Source organism: Novosphingobium sp. 63-713, assembly GCF_001898925.1.
Classification (GTDB): domain Bacteria; phylum Pseudomonadota; class Alphaproteobacteria; order Sphingomonadales; family Sphingomonadaceae; genus Novosphingobium.
This window is the reverse complement of the sequence record NZ_MKVS01000006.1, coordinates 85,460-100,443: the sequence shown is the minus strand read 5'-3', so window position 1 is coordinate 100,443 and position 14,984 is coordinate 85,460. Positions and strand designations below refer to the sequence as shown.

20 protein-coding genes and 1 pseudogene are annotated in these 14,984 nt (G+C 63.0%); 12 read left to right on the top strand and 9 right to left on the bottom strand.

Features of this window, described 5'->3' with window-relative positions; genetic code table 11:
• Positions 1-88: 88 nt before the first annotated feature.
• The 4 genes and pseudogenes from BGP00_RS04900 to BGP00_RS04885 all read right to left on the bottom strand — a co-directional run bounded on the left by BGP00_RS04900 (position 89) and on the right by BGP00_RS04885 (position 2,682).
• Complete coding sequence (locus tag BGP00_RS04900) at positions 89-1,198, bottom strand: OmpA family protein (RefSeq protein ID WP_168602992.1); 1,110 nt, start codon at positions 1,196-1,198, stop codon at positions 89-91.
• Positions 1,199-1,360: 162 nt separating this feature from the next.
• Positions 1,361-1,759: a DUF2793 domain-containing protein gene (locus tag BGP00_RS04895; RefSeq protein WP_292692986.1), complete on the bottom strand. Its 399-nt coding sequence runs from the start codon at positions 1,757-1,759 to the stop codon at positions 1,361-1,363.
• Positions 1,752-2,093: pseudogene (locus tag BGP00_RS04890) on the bottom strand (terminase family protein); the annotation flags it as partial. The pseudogene BGP00_RS04890 and the gene BGP00_RS04895, both read right to left, overlap by 8 nt.
• Before the next feature lie 109 nt (positions 2,094-2,202).
• A complete protein-coding gene (locus BGP00_RS04885; RefSeq protein WP_168602975.1) occupies positions 2,203-2,682 on the bottom strand; it encodes a hypothetical protein in 480 nt (159 codons plus the stop codon).
• A gap of 183 nt (positions 2,683-2,865) precedes the next feature.
• Between BGP00_RS04885 and BGP00_RS04880 the strand changes: the two genes are divergently transcribed.
• A complete protein-coding gene (locus BGP00_RS04880) occupies positions 2,866-3,516 on the top strand; it encodes a YqaA family protein (RefSeq protein ID WP_168602974.1) in 651 nt (216 codons plus the stop codon).
• Positions 3,517-3,748: 232 nt separating this feature from the next.
• Here BGP00_RS04880 and BGP00_RS04875 read toward each other — a convergent pair whose 3' ends face one another.
• From BGP00_RS04875 to BGP00_RS04865, 3 genes are all read right to left on the bottom strand, one after another.
• A complete protein-coding gene (locus tag BGP00_RS04875) occupies positions 3,749-4,948 on the bottom strand; it encodes an aminotransferase class I/II-fold pyridoxal phosphate-dependent enzyme (protein ID WP_292692989.1) in 1,200 nt (399 codons plus the stop codon).
• A gap of 2 nt (positions 4,949-4,950) precedes the next feature.
• Positions 4,951-5,190, bottom strand: coding sequence for an acyl carrier protein (locus BGP00_RS04870; protein WP_168602972.1), 240 nt, complete (start codon positions 5,188-5,190; stop codon positions 4,951-4,953).
• A 78-nt stretch (positions 5,191-5,268) separates the two neighbouring features.
• Complete coding sequence (locus tag BGP00_RS04865; protein ID WP_168602971.1) at positions 5,269-5,646, bottom strand: response regulator; 378 nt, start codon at positions 5,644-5,646, stop codon at positions 5,269-5,271.
• Positions 5,647-5,718: 72 nt separating this feature from the next.
• Between BGP00_RS04865 and BGP00_RS04860 the strand changes: the two genes are divergently transcribed.
• The 5 genes from BGP00_RS04860 to BGP00_RS04840 are packed head-to-tail and all read left to right on the top strand — an operon-like array spanning position 5,719 to position 8,980.
• Positions 5,719-6,009: a DUF3572 domain-containing protein gene (locus BGP00_RS04860; protein ID WP_292692992.1), complete on the top strand. Its 291-nt coding sequence runs from the start codon at positions 5,719-5,721 to the stop codon at positions 6,007-6,009.
• Entirely contained in the window at positions 6,009-6,638 is a 630-nt protein-coding gene (locus BGP00_RS04855; RefSeq protein WP_292693153.1) for an HAD family hydrolase, read from the top strand. Before BGP00_RS04860 ends, BGP00_RS04855 begins: the two co-directional genes overlap by 1 nt.
• A complete protein-coding gene (locus BGP00_RS04850) occupies positions 6,631-7,095 on the top strand; it encodes a RidA family protein (protein WP_292692994.1) in 465 nt (154 codons plus the stop codon). The genes BGP00_RS04855 and BGP00_RS04850 overlap by 8 nt, the downstream gene beginning before the upstream one ends.
• Positions 7,096-7,097: 2 nt before the next feature.
• Positions 7,098-7,844, top strand: coding sequence for a glycerophosphodiester phosphodiesterase family protein (locus BGP00_RS04845; RefSeq protein WP_292692996.1), 747 nt, complete (start codon positions 7,098-7,100; stop codon positions 7,842-7,844).
• Positions 7,841-8,980: a GNAT family N-acetyltransferase gene (locus BGP00_RS04840; RefSeq protein WP_292692998.1), complete on the top strand. Its 1,140-nt coding sequence runs from the start codon at positions 7,841-7,843 to the stop codon at positions 8,978-8,980. The genes BGP00_RS04845 and BGP00_RS04840 overlap by 4 nt, the downstream gene beginning before the upstream one ends.
• A gap of 1 nt (position 8,981) precedes the next feature.
• Here the strand turns inward: BGP00_RS04840 and BGP00_RS04835 are convergent, their stop codons facing one another.
• Positions 8,982-9,326, bottom strand: coding sequence for a hypothetical protein (locus BGP00_RS04835; RefSeq protein WP_292693000.1), 345 nt, complete (start codon positions 9,324-9,326; stop codon positions 8,982-8,984).
• A 307-nt stretch (positions 9,327-9,633) separates the two neighbouring features.
• Here BGP00_RS04835 and dksA point away from each other — a divergent pair, with 307 nt between their 5' ends.
• The 4 genes from dksA to ctrA all read left to right on the top strand — a co-directional run bounded on the left by dksA (position 9,634) and on the right by ctrA (position 13,015).
• Positions 9,634-10,092 carry an RNA polymerase-binding protein DksA gene (gene dksA, locus BGP00_RS04830; RefSeq protein ID WP_168602967.1) on the top strand — a complete coding sequence of 153 codons (459 nt, stop codon included), beginning with the start codon at positions 9,634-9,636 and terminating at the stop codon, positions 10,090-10,092.
• A 141-nt stretch (positions 10,093-10,233) separates the two neighbouring features.
• Positions 10,234-10,602: a PilZ domain-containing protein gene (locus tag BGP00_RS04825; protein WP_168602966.1), complete on the top strand. Its 369-nt coding sequence runs from the start codon at positions 10,234-10,236 to the stop codon at positions 10,600-10,602.
• Between the two features lie 84 nt (positions 10,603-10,686).
• On the top strand, positions 10,687-12,171 hold the full coding sequence (locus BGP00_RS04820; protein ID WP_292693002.1) for an ABC transporter substrate-binding protein: 1,485 nt from the start codon (positions 10,687-10,689) through the stop codon (positions 12,169-12,171).
• A 148-nt stretch (positions 12,172-12,319) separates the two neighbouring features.
• Positions 12,320-13,015 carry a response regulator transcription factor CtrA gene (ctrA, locus tag BGP00_RS04815; protein ID WP_168602964.1) on the top strand — a complete coding sequence of 232 codons (696 nt, stop codon included), beginning with the start codon at positions 12,320-12,322 and terminating at the stop codon, positions 13,013-13,015.
• Between the two features lie 70 nt (positions 13,016-13,085).
• On the opposite strand, the gene BGP00_RS04810 is transcribed toward ctrA, so the two are convergent.
• Positions 13,086-13,262 carry a hypothetical protein gene (locus BGP00_RS04810; protein ID WP_273618048.1) on the bottom strand — a complete coding sequence of 59 codons (177 nt, stop codon included), beginning with the start codon at positions 13,260-13,262 and terminating at the stop codon, positions 13,086-13,088.
• Between the two features lie 82 nt (positions 13,263-13,344).
• On the opposite strand from BGP00_RS04810, the gene BGP00_RS04805 reads away from it, so the two are divergent.
• Both BGP00_RS04805 and BGP00_RS04800 read left to right on the top strand, forming a co-directional pair.
• Entirely contained in the window at positions 13,345-14,064 is a 720-nt protein-coding gene (locus tag BGP00_RS04805) for a tRNA (guanine(46)-N(7))-methyltransferase TrmB (protein ID WP_168602962.1), read from the top strand.
• Positions 14,065-14,206: 142 nt separating this feature from the next.
• A complete protein-coding gene (locus BGP00_RS04800) occupies positions 14,207-14,977 on the top strand; it encodes a DeoR/GlpR family DNA-binding transcription regulator (protein WP_292693006.1) in 771 nt (256 codons plus the stop codon).
• Positions 14,978-14,984 lie beyond the last annotated feature (7 nt).

The window sequence follows — 14,984 nt, the reverse complement described above, 5'->3', positions numbered from 1 at the left end:
CAAATTGACTGCCCTTTGCCCAGGGATGCACGCAAAAAAGAAGGGGCAGCTTGCGCCGCCCCTTCCGTTTTTGCCTGAAAGGCTGGACTTAGTTGCCCGAACCCGGACCGTAGGTGATTTCCACGCGACGGTTCTGGAGTTCGCGAACGCCATCGGCGGTCGGAACGCGCGGGTTGGCTTCACCAAAGGCCTGGCTCGAGATCGCCGAGTCAGCGATGCCATGCGAGGTGAAGTAGGCGCGGACCGAAGCATTACGGCGAGCCGACAGACCCAGGTTATACTTGGGCGTGCCCGAGCGGTCGGTGTAACCAGCCAGAACGACCGGAACCGAGGCGCAATTGCCATAGGCCTGAATGGCGCTGTCGAGGATCGACGAGGCTTCAGGGGTGATGTCGGCCTTATCCCAATCGAAGAACACGATGTAGGGACCCTTGTTGCACACCGGAGCCGGAGGCGGCGGAGGCGGCGGAGGGGGCGGCGGAGGCGGGGGCGGCGGGGGCGGCGGAGGGGGCGGGGGAGGCGGGGCAACCGGCTCAGCGCCACCGAAGTTGTAGGTCAGCGTCGCCAGCAGCGAGTGCGAGTGGAACTTTTCCGACAGGGTGTTGCCGGTCACGCCCACAAAACGGTCTGCACCCGGAGCGTTGAAGTAACGATACTTCAGGCCCAGATCCCAGTGCTTGCTGATCGGCGCGCGCACGCCAGCCAGAGCCTGCCAGGCAAAGCCGGTGGCCGAATCATCAACGTTATAAGCCGCAACCGAAGTGGCGTTGTAGCTCTTGACGCGAGCCACGCCGACGCCGCCGCCGACAAAGCCCTGAAGGCCATTGTCAGGACCGAAGTCGAGCAGGCCGTTGGCCATGAAGCTGAGCGCACCGGTGCCACCGCCGACCTGGCCGTTGCTATGGGTGTAGATCGTGCCATTGGCGGCTTCGAACGACTTGGTCCGGGCGCGACGATAGCTGGCTTCGGTTTCCAGACGGAAGGGGCCGAAGTCGTAACCGACGATGCCACCGAAGTCGTAGCCGAGCTTCGACTTGATGTTGCCAAGAGCGGCGCCGCTCGTGACGTTGCCCAGCGGGTTGGATTCGACGATGACAGCACCGGCGTCGCCTTCGACGTACCAGGTCTTGTCTTTGGCCAGTGCCGGCGTAGCGAGGGCAGTAGATGCCAGCGCCAAGCCCAAGGCAATCTTGCGCATTTGTTTTCCCCTTGTGCGAGTGAGAGGCTACCAATTGCGCGCAGGTCTAACCCCTCGCTTACAGGCGTGCAAGCCGAGAAATACTTAGGATCGTTGCAAATTTGCCACAGGTGAGGCAATTTCAATTCTTGAATTGCGGCATTTTGGCCTCTGTATGGCGCCTTAAGGCAAAATGCCCGCCAGCCTTAACGCGGCGATTAACTGGCTGAGGGCGGCGCGGGCCTCCGAATCCACGGTCGAGCCGCCGGTGGGCGCGCTCACTGCGGAAGGAATCTTCCAGCCGGAAGTGTAAAGCCATGAACGGCCAGAGGATCGGTCGAAAACCCTCATGCCGTCCTTGGGCGTGACATAAATCCAGTTTCCGCTTTGCCGACAGGCGATCTGGCCGACATGCGAGGCCCAATCCCCGGTAGCGCCCGTGCCGATGCTCCAGTTCTGGCCGTCAACCGGCGATGCGGGCGGGGTGGTCGCCGTGCCTTCGATCGCGCAATGCAGTAGCGCATCGGTGATGGCGAAGGCCTCGTTGACGTAGAACTCCTTTTGCGCCTGTCCGGAAGGCATGGCTGTGCTGCGGCCCGCGCAGGCTTTCGGGTTCGCCCGCCGAGTAAATCGTCGCCTGCGCCCCGTTGGGCCAGACCAGCCGCCGCAGCGAGGGTTCAAAGCGCGGGCGGCGGCGGGGGGGAGAGCAGGCCAGAATGCCGCTCTCGCCCTCGACCATCACCGCGCGGGCATCGCCCAGAGACGCACCCACCAAAGCAATCCGTGCATCGGGATGGTCGGCGGCCACGCGGCGGACCCATTCGGCCCCCAGCCGCGTTTTGCCAAACCCGCGCCCGGCCATCACCAGCCAGATCCGCCAGTCGCCGCGCGGGGGCAATTGTTCGGGGCGCGCCCAAAGCTCCCAATGGTGGCGCAATTCGGCACGCTCGGCCCCGGTCAGCACGGCCAGCGCCGCCAGCCTTTGCGCTGTCGGCTGGGCCAGAAGGCATTCCAGCAGCGGCGGCTTATTCCTCATGGGTGGCATCCTTTGCCGCCAGCCAGCGTTCGCGCATCTTTTCCAGCTTCGCATTGATCGAGGCGAGGATCGCATCGGCGTCCTCCTCCTCGCGGATGGCGCGTTCGCGGGCCACTGTTTCGCGGTGGGCGGCCAGCAGGCGCAGCGCGGTGGCATTGTCGAAACTGCGCGTGGCGCGTTTGGCGCCGGTTGCCGGTTTCAACTCGCCCACCCGCAGGCGGTAAAGCAACGCCATTTCCAGCGCATCATACCCTTCGCAAAGGGCCGAGCGCCAGGCGCGTGCAAATTCGGCATCGTGGCGGCGCGTGTCATAGACCAGACGGGTGGAAACCCCCGCCTTGGCCGCCGATGCCGTCACATTCGATGTTGCGGCCAGTTCGGCCAAGAAGATTGCGCTCCATCCGGCATGGGCGCACCGTGGAGGCGCCGTCAGTTCACCCTGACGGCGGGACTTGGGATTGTCCGCCATAGTTTTGATCCATTGCTTGAAGGTTTTCGCGGCCGGGAGCGACTCGGTCTTTCGCGATGTTCCCTGTATGTACCCATTGAGCGTGACGATGTCAATGGAAAAGTGCCAAATGGGTTATTGATCCACGCTTGCCCAGAGGCTCTGTGCTGGTTAAGCATCGCCACGGATAGAAGGGGAATTCAGATGCTTCGCCGCCTGTATAACTGGACGATGGGCAAGGCCGCCGGGCCATTTGCCGAATATTGGCTCGCCCTCTTCGCCTTTGTCGAGGCCAGCTTTTTCCCCATTCCGCCGCATCCGGTGCTGGGGCTGATGTGTCTGGCGCGCCCGGAACGCGCGATTCGCTATGCGATTATAACCACATTGGCTTCCGTGGCGGGCGGTTTGCTGGGCTATTCCATCGGTCATTTCGCCTTTGCGATGGTGGGGGAAAAGCTGCTCGATGCGCTGCATCTGACCGCCAGCTTCCCCTATGCCGCCTGCAAATTGCGCGGCGAGGCGGGCTTTATCGCCATTATCGCCAAGGGCGCGACGCCGATCCCCTTCAAGCTCATCACCATCACGGCGGGCTTCATCGGCATGCCCATCGCCAAATTCCTGCTGGCCAGCGTGATCTCGCGCTCGATCAGCTTCATGATCGTGGGCGTGTTGTTCCGCCTGTTCGGCGCGCCGATCAAGGCGTGGATCGACAAGTATCTCGGCATGGCGGTCGCCGGGTTTGTCGTGCTGGTGGTCGCCGGGTTTGTCGCCGCCGCGATGCTGGGCGGGCACAAGGGAGGCGCGGCCGACGAATGCACCGGGGTGACGATGGAGTCGTTGGCTTCGGTGAAGTGAAGGTTTGCCTCTGGCGGGCAAAGGGCGGGGGCCCTTTGCAATCCCGATAATGGGGTGGCGCTTTGATGGCGGCGGGGCGTAATCTAGATAAAATGAAAAAGCCTGCGGCGCGTTCAAAGGCGCCGCAGGCTTTTTCATTTCAACGCCGCGTCCGACACAAAACGCCGAACCCTATGCGCAACGCAGACAGTAACGGGAGCGCGAGGGTCTAGACCCTCGCACCTTTAACCCCTTAAATAATCCCAACCTTCTTACCGGCCCGTTCAAACATGCCGATAATGGTCTGCACCTGCTCGGCCGAATGCGCGGCGCACAGCGAGCAGCGCAGCAGCGTCATGCCGGCCGGCGTTGCCGGGGGCCGCGCCAGGTTCACATAGAGACCTTCGTGCAGCAGCGCCTCCCACATGGCCGCGCCGCGTTCGAGGTCGGGCATGATGACCGAGATGATCGCCGACTGGGGCGTTTCGGTACCCAGCTTGAACCCGCGTTCGCGCAGGCCGCCATGCAGAACGCGCGAATTTTCCCACAGATGCGCGCGCTTGTCGGCGGCATGCATCAGCTTGCGCACGCTGGTCGCCGCCGTTGCCACCACGCTGGGCGGCAGCGAGGCGGTGAACACATAGGGGCGGCAGACGAGGCGCATGATCTCGAACTTGGGATGGTTCGAAACGCAGAAGCCACCGACTGTGCCGACCGATTTGCTGAACGTGCCGATCACGAAATCGACCTGATCCAGCACGCCCTGCTCTTCGGCCACGCCGCGCCCGTTGGGGCCGATAAAGCCCATCGAGTGGGCCTCGTCCACCAGCACCATCGCGCCATATTTCTTGGCGATGGCGATCATTTCCTTGAGCGGCGCAATATCGCCCAGCATCGAATAGACACCTTCGAGCACGACCAGAATGCCCGCGCCCTCGGGAATGCGCTTGAGGCGCTTTTCCATCGCCTCGATGTCATTGTGCTTGAAAGGCACGACTTCGGCATCGCCCATCTTGCACCCGTCCCAGATGGACGCATGGCTGTCGATGTCGAGGATGATGTAATCACCCTTGCCCGCGATCGTGCTGATGATGCCCAGATTGGCCTGATAGCCGGTCGAGAACACCATGGCATGATCCATGGCGTAGAAGTCGCAAAGCGCCTGTTCGACAGCCTTGTGCCCGGCATAGGTGCCGTTCAGCACGCGGCTGCCGGTGGTGCCCGATCCGAAATCGTCCAGCGCCTGCTTGCCCGCGGCGATCACGTCCGGGTCGAACGTCATGCCCATATAGTTGTAGGTGCCAAGCAGGATCGTCTCGCGCCCGTTGCACATGGCCACCGTGGGCGAGATCACCTTTTCCATCACCAGGCCGAAAGGATCGGTCACGCCCGTGGACAGCAGATCCGTCCGCATCTGGATCAGGGGGTCGAATTTGGAAAAAAGATCAGTCATCTTCAACCCTTGAGCTTGACCACGGCGTCGACGAGCTGGCCATAGGTTTCGATTTCGGCCTGCTGGTTCATCGAAATGATGATGTCAAACTCGTCCTCGATGGCGGCCACGAAATCCATCACCGTCAGGCTGTCGAATTCCAGATCGCCGGCAAAGCTGGTGGCGTCGGAAATGGCGATGCCCTTCTTGTTGAAAGGCTCGATCAGCGCGGCGATCTTTTCGCTGGTGGCGGCGCGGTCCATGCAAGATTCCTTATGCAAATGCGATGAAGGCCCTCTGGCCGACAATTACGGCGCAAAAGGGGCGGCGTGCGGCAAATGTCAAGCGGGCGCGTTTTCCAGCAGGCGTTTGACCGCCGCCATAAATGGCCCGATCGACACCGGCTTGGCCAGATAGCCGTCGGCGCCCGCCTCGCGGATGCGGTCCTCGTCGCCCTTTCCGGCATAGGCGGTGACGGCCAGCACGGGGATCATGCGCAGCAAGGGATCGGCCTTGGCCCCCTCGATCAGCTCCAGCCCGGAAATATTGGGCAATTGTATGTCCATGATCATCAGATTGGGCACAAAGGCCCGCGCCTTGTCCAGCGCCTCCAGCCCATCGCCCACCGGCTCGACGGTAAAGCCCTGACTCTTCAAAACATCGCAGAACAGCTTGCGATTGAGGTCATTGTCCTCGACAACCATAATTCGCTTTGCCATGCGCCTGCCTGTGATCGTAATGCGTTCGGGCCAAGGCTCTAGGACCTATCAAGGGGGCTGACAATTCTGCGCATGGTAAAAGATGATGGAGAGGCCGAAGGGCTGGCTCTGGCCGCATTGGGCTGGGTCTTGTCCGATGACGATCATGCCGACCGGCTGCTGGCGCTGACCGGCGTCAGCCCGGAGGAATTGCGCGAAAGAATCGGCGAGCGCGTGGTGCTGGCCGCGATATTGGAGTTTGTCTTGAGCCACGAACCTGACCTTCTTGCCTGCGCCGATGCGCTGGGTGTGCCGCCCAAGGCACTGGAAAAGGCCCATGCCGCACTGGCCGCGCCGATGGGCGATGCGGATTGGGGGGCATGATGGCGCGCCCGCTTATCATCTCCGATTGCGACGAGGTGCTGCTGCACATGATCGCTCCCTTCCGCGACTGGCTGGGCGAGACGCAGGGCGTCACCTTCACCATGAACGGCAATGATTTCTCGCGCTCGATGCATTACGGCGATGGCAGCGCCGTGCCGGGGCCGGAGATGTGGCGCCTGCTGGGCGCTTTCTTCGACACCGAAATGCACCGCCAATCGCCCATCGCGGGCGCGATCGAGGGCATGACGCAATTGGCACAGGATGCCGATGTCGTGATCCTGACCAATCTGGAGGATCACCGGCAAGAGGCCCGCACAAGGCAATTGGCCGATCATGGCCTGAACATCCGCGTCTTTACCAACCAAGGCCCCAAAGGCCCCGCGATTCGCGCGATCCTCGACGAATACCGCCCCAGCCGCGCGGTGTTCATCGACGATATCGCCCAGCATCACGGTTCCGCCTTTGAGGTGACGCCCGATGTTTCGCGCCTGCATCTTTGCGGCGAGCCTCTGCTGGCCCCACATATCACTTGCGCTTTCACCCAAGGCCATGCTCACGCCCGCATCGATGACTGGGCCAGCGCTTTGCCTTGGCTGAAAGCCCGACTGCATGGAGACACCAATGACTGATTCTGTTGAAGCTCGTCTGGCCGAACTGGGCCTTACCCTGCCGGTCGCGGCGGCGCCTGTTGCGGCCTATGTGCCGGTGGTCGAGGCGGGTGGCCTGGCCCATGTTTCGGGGCAATTGCCCTTTATCGACGGCGCTCTGGTCAAGGGCCGCCTTGGCGAAGATGTTTCCACCGAGGAAGGCTATGCCGCCGCGCGCGCCTGCGGGTTGATGATTCTGGCCCAGTTGAAGGCCGCACTGGGCAGCCTCGAACGGGTTGAGCGCATTGTAAAGCTGGGCGCTTTCATCAATTCGACCGGCGATTACACCGACCAGCCCAAGGTTGCCAATGGCGTCAGCGAGCTGATGGTCGCGGTGTTTGGCGACGCCGGCAAGCATGCGCGCAGCGCGGTGGGCGTGCCGGTTCTGCCGCTGGGCGCGGCGGTTGAGGTGGACGCTATCGTGGCGATCAAGGCCTGAGGATGACGGAAAGGGCCGATTGGCTGCGCGGGGCGGTGATCGCCCATCGGGGCCTGCATGATATGGCCCGATCCGGCGGACAATGGATTGGCCATTGGGCGGAGAACACCCTCTCCGCCTTCACCTGCGCGATTGCGGCCGGATATGGCATCGAATGCGATGTTCGGCTGGCGGGCGACGGCACGGTGGTGGTGTTTCATGACGCCGTGCTGGACCGGCTGACCCATGCGCGGGGGCCGGTGAAGGATCACGGCATGGAGGTGCTCTCGCGCCTGCCGGTGGGGGGCACGCGCGATGTGATCCCTTCGCTGGTTCAGATGCTGGACTTGGTGGGGGGCCGTGTCCCGCTGCTGATCGAGATCAAGGTGGAAAAGCGCGAGGATCCGGCGGCTTTGTGCGAGGGCGTCGCCCGCGCTTTGGCCGATTACGTCGGGCCGGTGGCCATCATGAGTTTCGACCATCGCGCGCCGCGCTGGTTTGCGCAAAACGCGCCCGACGTGGTGCGCGGCATGGTGCTGGAGTCGCGCGACATGTCGGGCTGGCGCGCGAAATGGTTGATGCCGCGCCGGTTTTCTGCCGCAGAAATAGAGTTTCTCGCCGTGGATATTCGCGGTCTGCCCCATGATACAGTTGCGCGTTGGCGCGAAACGTGGCCCATCGCCACATGGACGGTGCGCCGCGCCATCCAGCGCGAGGTGGCGCTGGAACATGCCGACGCGCTGATCGCCGAAGGAGATGGTCTGGCGTGAGCGAAGCCCCCTATACCGCGCATGTGCAGCCCGGCGTGTCCGGCCTATCGGCGCGGGAATGGGACGCGCTGACCGATGGGGGCAATCCCTTTGTCTCCCACGCTTTCCTTTCCGCGCTGGAGGATTCGCAAAGCGTGGGCGAGGGGACGGGATGGACCCCGGCGCCTATTACGATCCATGACGGGGCGGGCCATCTGGCCGCCGCTCTGCCCGCCTATGTCAAGACGCATAGCCAGGGCGAATATGTCTTCGACCATAGCTGGGCCGATGCGTGGGAGCGGGCAGGGGGCGATTATTACCCCAAATTGCAGATTGCGGTGCCTTTCACCCCCGCCACCGGCCCGCGATTGCTGACGCGGCATCCCGAATTGATGCCCGCCTTGATTCGTACCGCCGAGCAGATGTGCCGCGATGCCGGGCTCTCGAGCGCCCATGCCACCTTTATCGAACCGGATCAGGTGGCGGCGTTTGAGAACGCGGGCTGGCTGATTCGCCATGACATTCAGTTTCACTGGGCCAATGCCGGTTATACCGGATTTGATGATTTTCTGGGCGCGCTGTCGTCGGACAAGCGCAAGAATCTGCGCAAGGAGCGGCGCGCGGCGCAGGATGGCGTGACGATTCGCGCGCTGACGGGCGATGCGATTCGCCCCGAACATTGGGACGCCTTCTGGCGATTCTATCAGGACACCGGCAGCCGCAAATGGGGCCATCCCTATCTGACCCGCGCGGCGTTTGACCTGCTGGGCGAGAGGATGGCCGACAAAATCCTGCTGGTGATGGCCTTTGTGGAGGATCATCCGGTGGCGGGCGCGCTCAATTTCATCGGGCGCGATTGCCTCTATGGCCGCTATTGGGGGGCGATTGTCGACAAGCCCTTCCTGCACTTCGAACTGTGCTATTATCAGGCGATCGATGCGGCCATCGCGCTGGGCCTGCGCCGGGTCGAGGCCGGGGCGCAGGGCGGGCACAAGCTGGCGCGCGGCTATGCGCCGGTGCGCACGACATCGGCGCATTTCATCGCCCATGCCGGTTTTCGCCGCGCGGTCGAGGATTTCCTGCGGCGCGAGCGCGAAGGCATTGCCGCAGATCAGAATTTTCTGGAAGCCAGAACGCCTTTCCGGCGCGGCGGATAATTCAGGCCGCGCGGCGGGTGGTCGTGGCGATCCATGCGCGGGCGCGGCGCTGGGCCTCGGCAATATCGCGCGTGGTCATTTCTTCGGATACTTCGGCCCGGCAATGCGCGGCTTCGTCATGCCCGCCCACCGCGGCCAGATTGAACCACTTATGCGCCTCGATCAGATCGCACACCGCACCATGGCTGCCGGTGGAAAAGGCCACGCCCAGATCGAAATAGGCATCCACGCAGCCCTGACTGGCCGCGATCAGGCAATTGGCGATCAGGCCGGTGATCTCGCCCGATGCCGGATGGCCTGAGGCGGCTAACAGATGGTCCTGCGATTGTGTCCAGTTGTATCCCATGTCGAAGTTCCCCATTTCCCGTTCATGAGGCTCAAGCTGTCGCAAGTTGGATAACAAGTGGTAAATGGCGCGGTAATTTCTGTCGCCCGTGTCGCGCGCCATTGCCGCGCGACTGCGCCCACTGCCGGGGTCATGTCATGACCTTGTCACCAAAACATGGGCAAGGCGCGCCCTATTCGCAATTTTGCGGTGGTTTAAGCTGTCGCAGATCGGCTTTGCCGCTTGTGGACCTTCAGGGGGCAAACTATAGGCCGGGCGATAGAATGGGATGCTTATCAATCCCGCGGATGGATTTCGGAGGGTTATAATGGCAAGTGGTCTGGCAGACGAAATCGATGTGCTGGTCAAGGCCAGACGGTCGCTGGCCGGTGATTATGTCCCGTCCGACGGCGAAGAATACATGAACGCCGAACAGCTGGACTACTTCCGCCGGCTGCTGCAACAATGGAAAAAGCTGATCCTGAGCGCGGCGGCCGACACGCTGAGCCAGTTGCAGGAAGGCCCGCTGCGCGAACCTGACCTGAATGACCGCGCCTCGTCGGAAACCGATTGGGGCATCGAATTGCGCACTCGCGACCGCCAGCGCAAGCTGATTTCCAAGATCGACTCGGCCCTGCGCCGCATCGAGGAAGGCGAATATGGCTTTTGTGAAGTCACCGGCGAACCCATTGGACTTGGCCGCCTGATCGCCCGTCCGATCGCCACCATGACGGTCGAGGCGCAGGAAGCCCATGAACGTCGTGAACGGGTATCACGCGACGATTGACGGCCATATCCGCAAGTTACCGGATAGATTTACGCTTTATTTGCCATTTTGCGTTAATACCTTGTTGTGAATTAGCGCGCCCGTCCCGGTCTGGATCGATCCATGCCGGGCCGGGCCACGGCAGCGGGAAGTGAGCCAACCATGGCCGGTGACGAGCAACGCCAGATCAACCGCGACAGCCTGTTCATGCTGGCCTGTCTGCGTATCAGCGACCGTGATCCGGTGCATCGGGTCAAGATTCGCAATCTTTCCAGCGGCGGTTTGATGGCCGAAGGCGATATGCGCGTAGCGGCCGGCATGGTGCTGGAGGTTGAGCTGCGCAATGTCGGCTGGGTGGCGGGATCGGTCGCCTGGGTTCAGGGCAACCGCTGCGGCATAGCCTTCAACGAAGAGATCGACGCCAAGAGCGTGCGCGCCGCGCAATCCGCCCCCGACGACTCGGGCTTTGTGCCGATGCGTCCGCTGGCTGCGGTGAAACAGGTCGATCCGGGCCAGTTGCGCAAAGTCTGAACCGCAAAAACCGGGGTGCAAACCTGATTCGGAGCGCGGCGGACGTTCCTCTGGCCGCCAAATTGTTCTAGGCTTGGCGCAATCATGCTGCGCAGGAACCGCATCTCCATTCTGATGGCCGCCCTTTTGGCGGCGGCCTGCCATGGCTCGGCCCAGCAGCAACCGCTGCGGGTGGTGATGGTCAATGATTCGGGCCCTGCCGCGCTCGATCGCGAATTGCGCGCGGCCACGGCCGAAGGTCTGGTCAGTCTGGATGAGGAGGGCAAGGTCGTGCCCGGTCTGGCCGAACGCTGGATCGTGGCGGATGAAGGGCGTGGCTATATCTTCCGCTTGCGCGACAGTGCGTGGCCCGACGGCACGAAACTGAGCGGCGAGACGGCCCGACAGGCGCTGCGCCGCGCCATTGCCGCGCAGAAAGGTCGCGCGCTGGGGCAGGATCTGACGATCATCGAGGATATTCGCGCGATGGCCGGGCGCGTGATCGAAATCCGGCTGGCCCAGCCCATGCCCAATTTCCTGCAATTGCTGGCCCAGCCCGAACTGGGGCTGGAGCATCGCGGGCAAGGCGCCGGGCCGATGCGGCGCAAACATGTCGAGGGGCTGGACTGGCTGACTCCGATTTCACCCGATGCGCGCGGCCTGCCCATGCCCGAGGGCTGGGCCGCGACGATGCGGCCGCTTTCGATTCGCGCGATGGGCGGCGAAAAGGCGGTGGCGGATTTGCTGGGCGGGCAGGTCGATGTGGTGCTGGGCGGGCGGATCACCGATCTGCCGCTGATTCAGCGGGGCCTGCTGGGCCAGCGGGCGGCGCGCTTCGATGTGACGCCGGGCCTGTTCGGCCTGCTGGTGGAAAAGGGCAGCGGCTTTCTGGCGGTGCCGACGAATCGCGCCGCGTTGGCCATGGTGATCGACCGCGCGGCGCTGGTGAACGCCTTGGGCATGCAGGCGGGCGGCATCCCGGGATGGAGCCCCACCACGCGGCTGATCTCGCCGGGCATCGGCGAAGTGCAGCTTCCCGAGCGCTGGACCGATATGGATATGGACCACCGCCGCGCCGTGGCGGTCGAGCGGGTGGCGGTGTGGAGCAAGGCCCGCGCCCCGACCGCCCGGCCCGAGGAGGGCGACGGGCTGGAATTGCGGATCGCAATGCCGGGCGGCGCGGGGAGCAATGTGCTGTTTTCCCGGCTGGCGCAGGATGTGGCGGCGATCGGGCTGCGGCTGCGCCGGGTGGGGATGGGCGAGTCGGCGGATCTGCGTGTGATTGATGAAGTGGCGCGTTATCCTTCGCCGGTTTGGTTTTTTAACCAGTTGCATTGCGGTGTGCATTCCGTATGCACACCCGATGTGGACCATCTGGTGGCCCAGGCATGGAATGTCGAAGCCTCCCTTGCCCCCGCCCTTTATGCCGAGGCCGAGCGCGAGGTGATGGAGGCCAATCTGTTCATTCCACTGGCTTTACCGGTGCGCTGGACCATGATCGGCAGGGGGGCGGGCAACGGTTTGCGCGGCCTTGTGCCCAATGCCTATGGGGTTCACCCTTTTTACCCTTTGGCCGATGGGGCGCGTTAGGGGCATTTACGAGTTACCCCAAAAAAATGGGGGCTTTAATGCCGGTTTACATTAAATTAACCTTTCGCGTTCATTCCTCCTATGGTTAATAGCGGATTTGCCCGGTGAAGGTGCGTTCGCGGGTTTCGGGGCAAGGGGGTTCACCCATATGCGCGTGCTGTTGATCGAAGACGAGCCGACTACGGCCAGAGCCATCGAATTGATGCTCACCACAGAGGGCTTCAATGTCTATTCGACCGATCTCGGGGAAGAAGGCCTCGATCTCGGCAAGCTCTATGACTACGACATCATCCTGCTGGATCTCAATCTGCCGGATATGCATGGCTACGACGTGCTCAAAAAGCTGCGCGTGGCCAAGGTTCAGACGCCTGTGTTGATCCTTTCGGGCATTTCGGAAATGGACTCCAAGGTCCGTTCGTTCGGCTTTGGCGCTGACGATTACGTGACCAAGCCCTTCCACCGCGAAGAGCTGATCGCGCGCATTCACGCCGTGGTCCGCCGGTCCAAGGGCCATTCGCAATCGGTCATCCGCACCGGCAAGCTCTCGGTCAATCTCGACGCCAAGACGGTGGAGGTTGACAGCGCCCGCGTGCATCTGACCGGTAAGGAATATGCGATGCTCGAGCTGCTTTCGCTGCGCAAGGGCACGACATTGACTAAGGAAATGTTCCTCAACCACCTCTATGGCGGTATGGACGAACCCGAACTCAAGATCATCGACGTGTTCATCTGCAAGCTGCGCAAGAAGCTGGCTCATGCCTGCGGCGGCGAGAATTACATCGAAACCGTCTGGGGCCGCGGCTATGTGCTGCGCGATCCGGGCGAGGATGCTGTGGCGGCCTGAACCGGCCATCCCCCGAACAACCCGACATGAAGGCCCGCCCCCGCAAGGAAGGCGGGCTTTTCATTGGGCCTCAGCGCTTGCGGCTGGCCTTGACCAGCGCGAGGGCAGCAATGGCGCTCATCAGCAGGGCCGCGATCAGGCCGACGCCCGCGCCCCATAGGCCCGCAGCCTGTCCGCCCATCACCAATCCGGCGATAAAGCCGAGCAGCGGCAGAACGATCAGCGCAAGGCAACCGAGGGCAAACATGGCGCCCCCCCTTTGCCTGCTGGGCCTTGACCCTGCCTTAACGGCCTGCCATCGCGCCCGGCGAAATCTTGAAGGCATAGACATGACCGCGCATAAAGAAGGCGATCCCACCACGCTCAACCGGCTCTATGGCCGCTCCAAGGGCAAGCCCCTGCGCGCCGGACAGCAAGGGCTGGTGGATACGCTGCTGCCCCAGATCGCCGTGCCGATGGAGGGCGAGGTGACGGCCCAGCGCCTGTTTGGCGAAGACCGCCCGCTGCATTTCGAGATCGGCTTTGGCGGGGGCGAGCATATGGCCTATCGCGCCGATATGCTGCCCGATCATGGCTTTATCGGCGCCGAGCCCTTCATCAATGGCGTGGCGCAGGCGCTGACCCATGTGTCCGGGGATAATGGCGCCCATGCCCCGATCCCCAATGTCCGCATCCATCATGGCGACGCGCTCGAAGTGCTGTCGCGCATTCCCGATGGCTCGCTCACCATGCTCTATCTGCTGCACCCCGACCCATGGCCCAAGGCGCGCCATGCCAAGCGGCGCATGATGAATGATGGCCCGGTGGAAATGTTCGCCCGCAAGCTCAAGCCCGGCGGCGAGTTCCGATTCGGCACCGATCACGCGATCTATGTCCGCCATGCGCTGATGGTGATGCAGCGGCACACCGACAAGTTCGAATGGCTGGCCAAGGAAGCCAAGGATTTTCAGGTCCGCCCCGGCGGCTGGCCCCAAACGCGCTATGAGCATAAGGCGCGCACGGTTTACGGGCATGAGGTCTGGTACTTCCGCTATCGCCGTAAAGACTGATTTCGTTCAATAATTGCCGTTTTTCAGGCCGCCTCAACCCTCTCCGGGTTGGGGCGGTTTTTGCGTGTTCTTCATATGAACTGCATAAAACGTATATGAATGTATATTTACAGGTGAAATCGTGCGACGCATAAGACCCCCCATGGACAACAACCTCCCCCTTGGCCGCCGCGAGGTGATCGCGCGCCGACTCGATGAAGGACAGGCCGTGGTGGCCAATGTGCTGGCCGCCGAATTCGATGTGTCCGAGGATGTGATCCGGCGCGATCTGCGCAACCTTGCCGCCGACGGGCGCTGCCGCAGGGTCTATGGCGGCGCGCTGCCGCTTTCGGCCCCATCGACCCCGATCAACCAGCGCATCGGCGAGAGCGAGGAGCGCAAACGGGCGCTGGCCGCCGTTGCGGTGAGCCTGATCGCGCCGGGCGAGATGATCTTTATCGACAGCGGCAGCACCAATCTGGCGCTGGTGCCCTTGCTGCCCGATGGCATCGCGGTGGTGACCAATTCGGTGGTGATCGCCGGGGCGCTGCAGGCGCGCGGCACCATCGCCACCTATATGATCGGCGGCAAGGTGGACGCGCAGGTGGGCGGCTGCGTCGATGCGGGCGCGGTGCAGGCGCTGGGCCAATTCAACATCGACCGGGCCTTTCTGGGCGCCTGCGCGGTCTCGGGCGAGGAAGGCATAGGGGCCTTTTACGCCGACGATGCCGCCTTCAAACGCGCCGCCATCGAGGTCAGCCGCCACAGTGTCGTCATGGCCACCAGCGACAAGCTGGACAGCCGCACCCATTTCCGCATCGCCCCGCTCGACCGGATCACGCATCTGGTGCTCGAACATGACGCCGCCGCGCTGGCGCCCGCCTTGATGGCGCAGATCGGGCAAAGGGTGATCCTTGCCCGCCCGCCTGCCTGACCTTTCG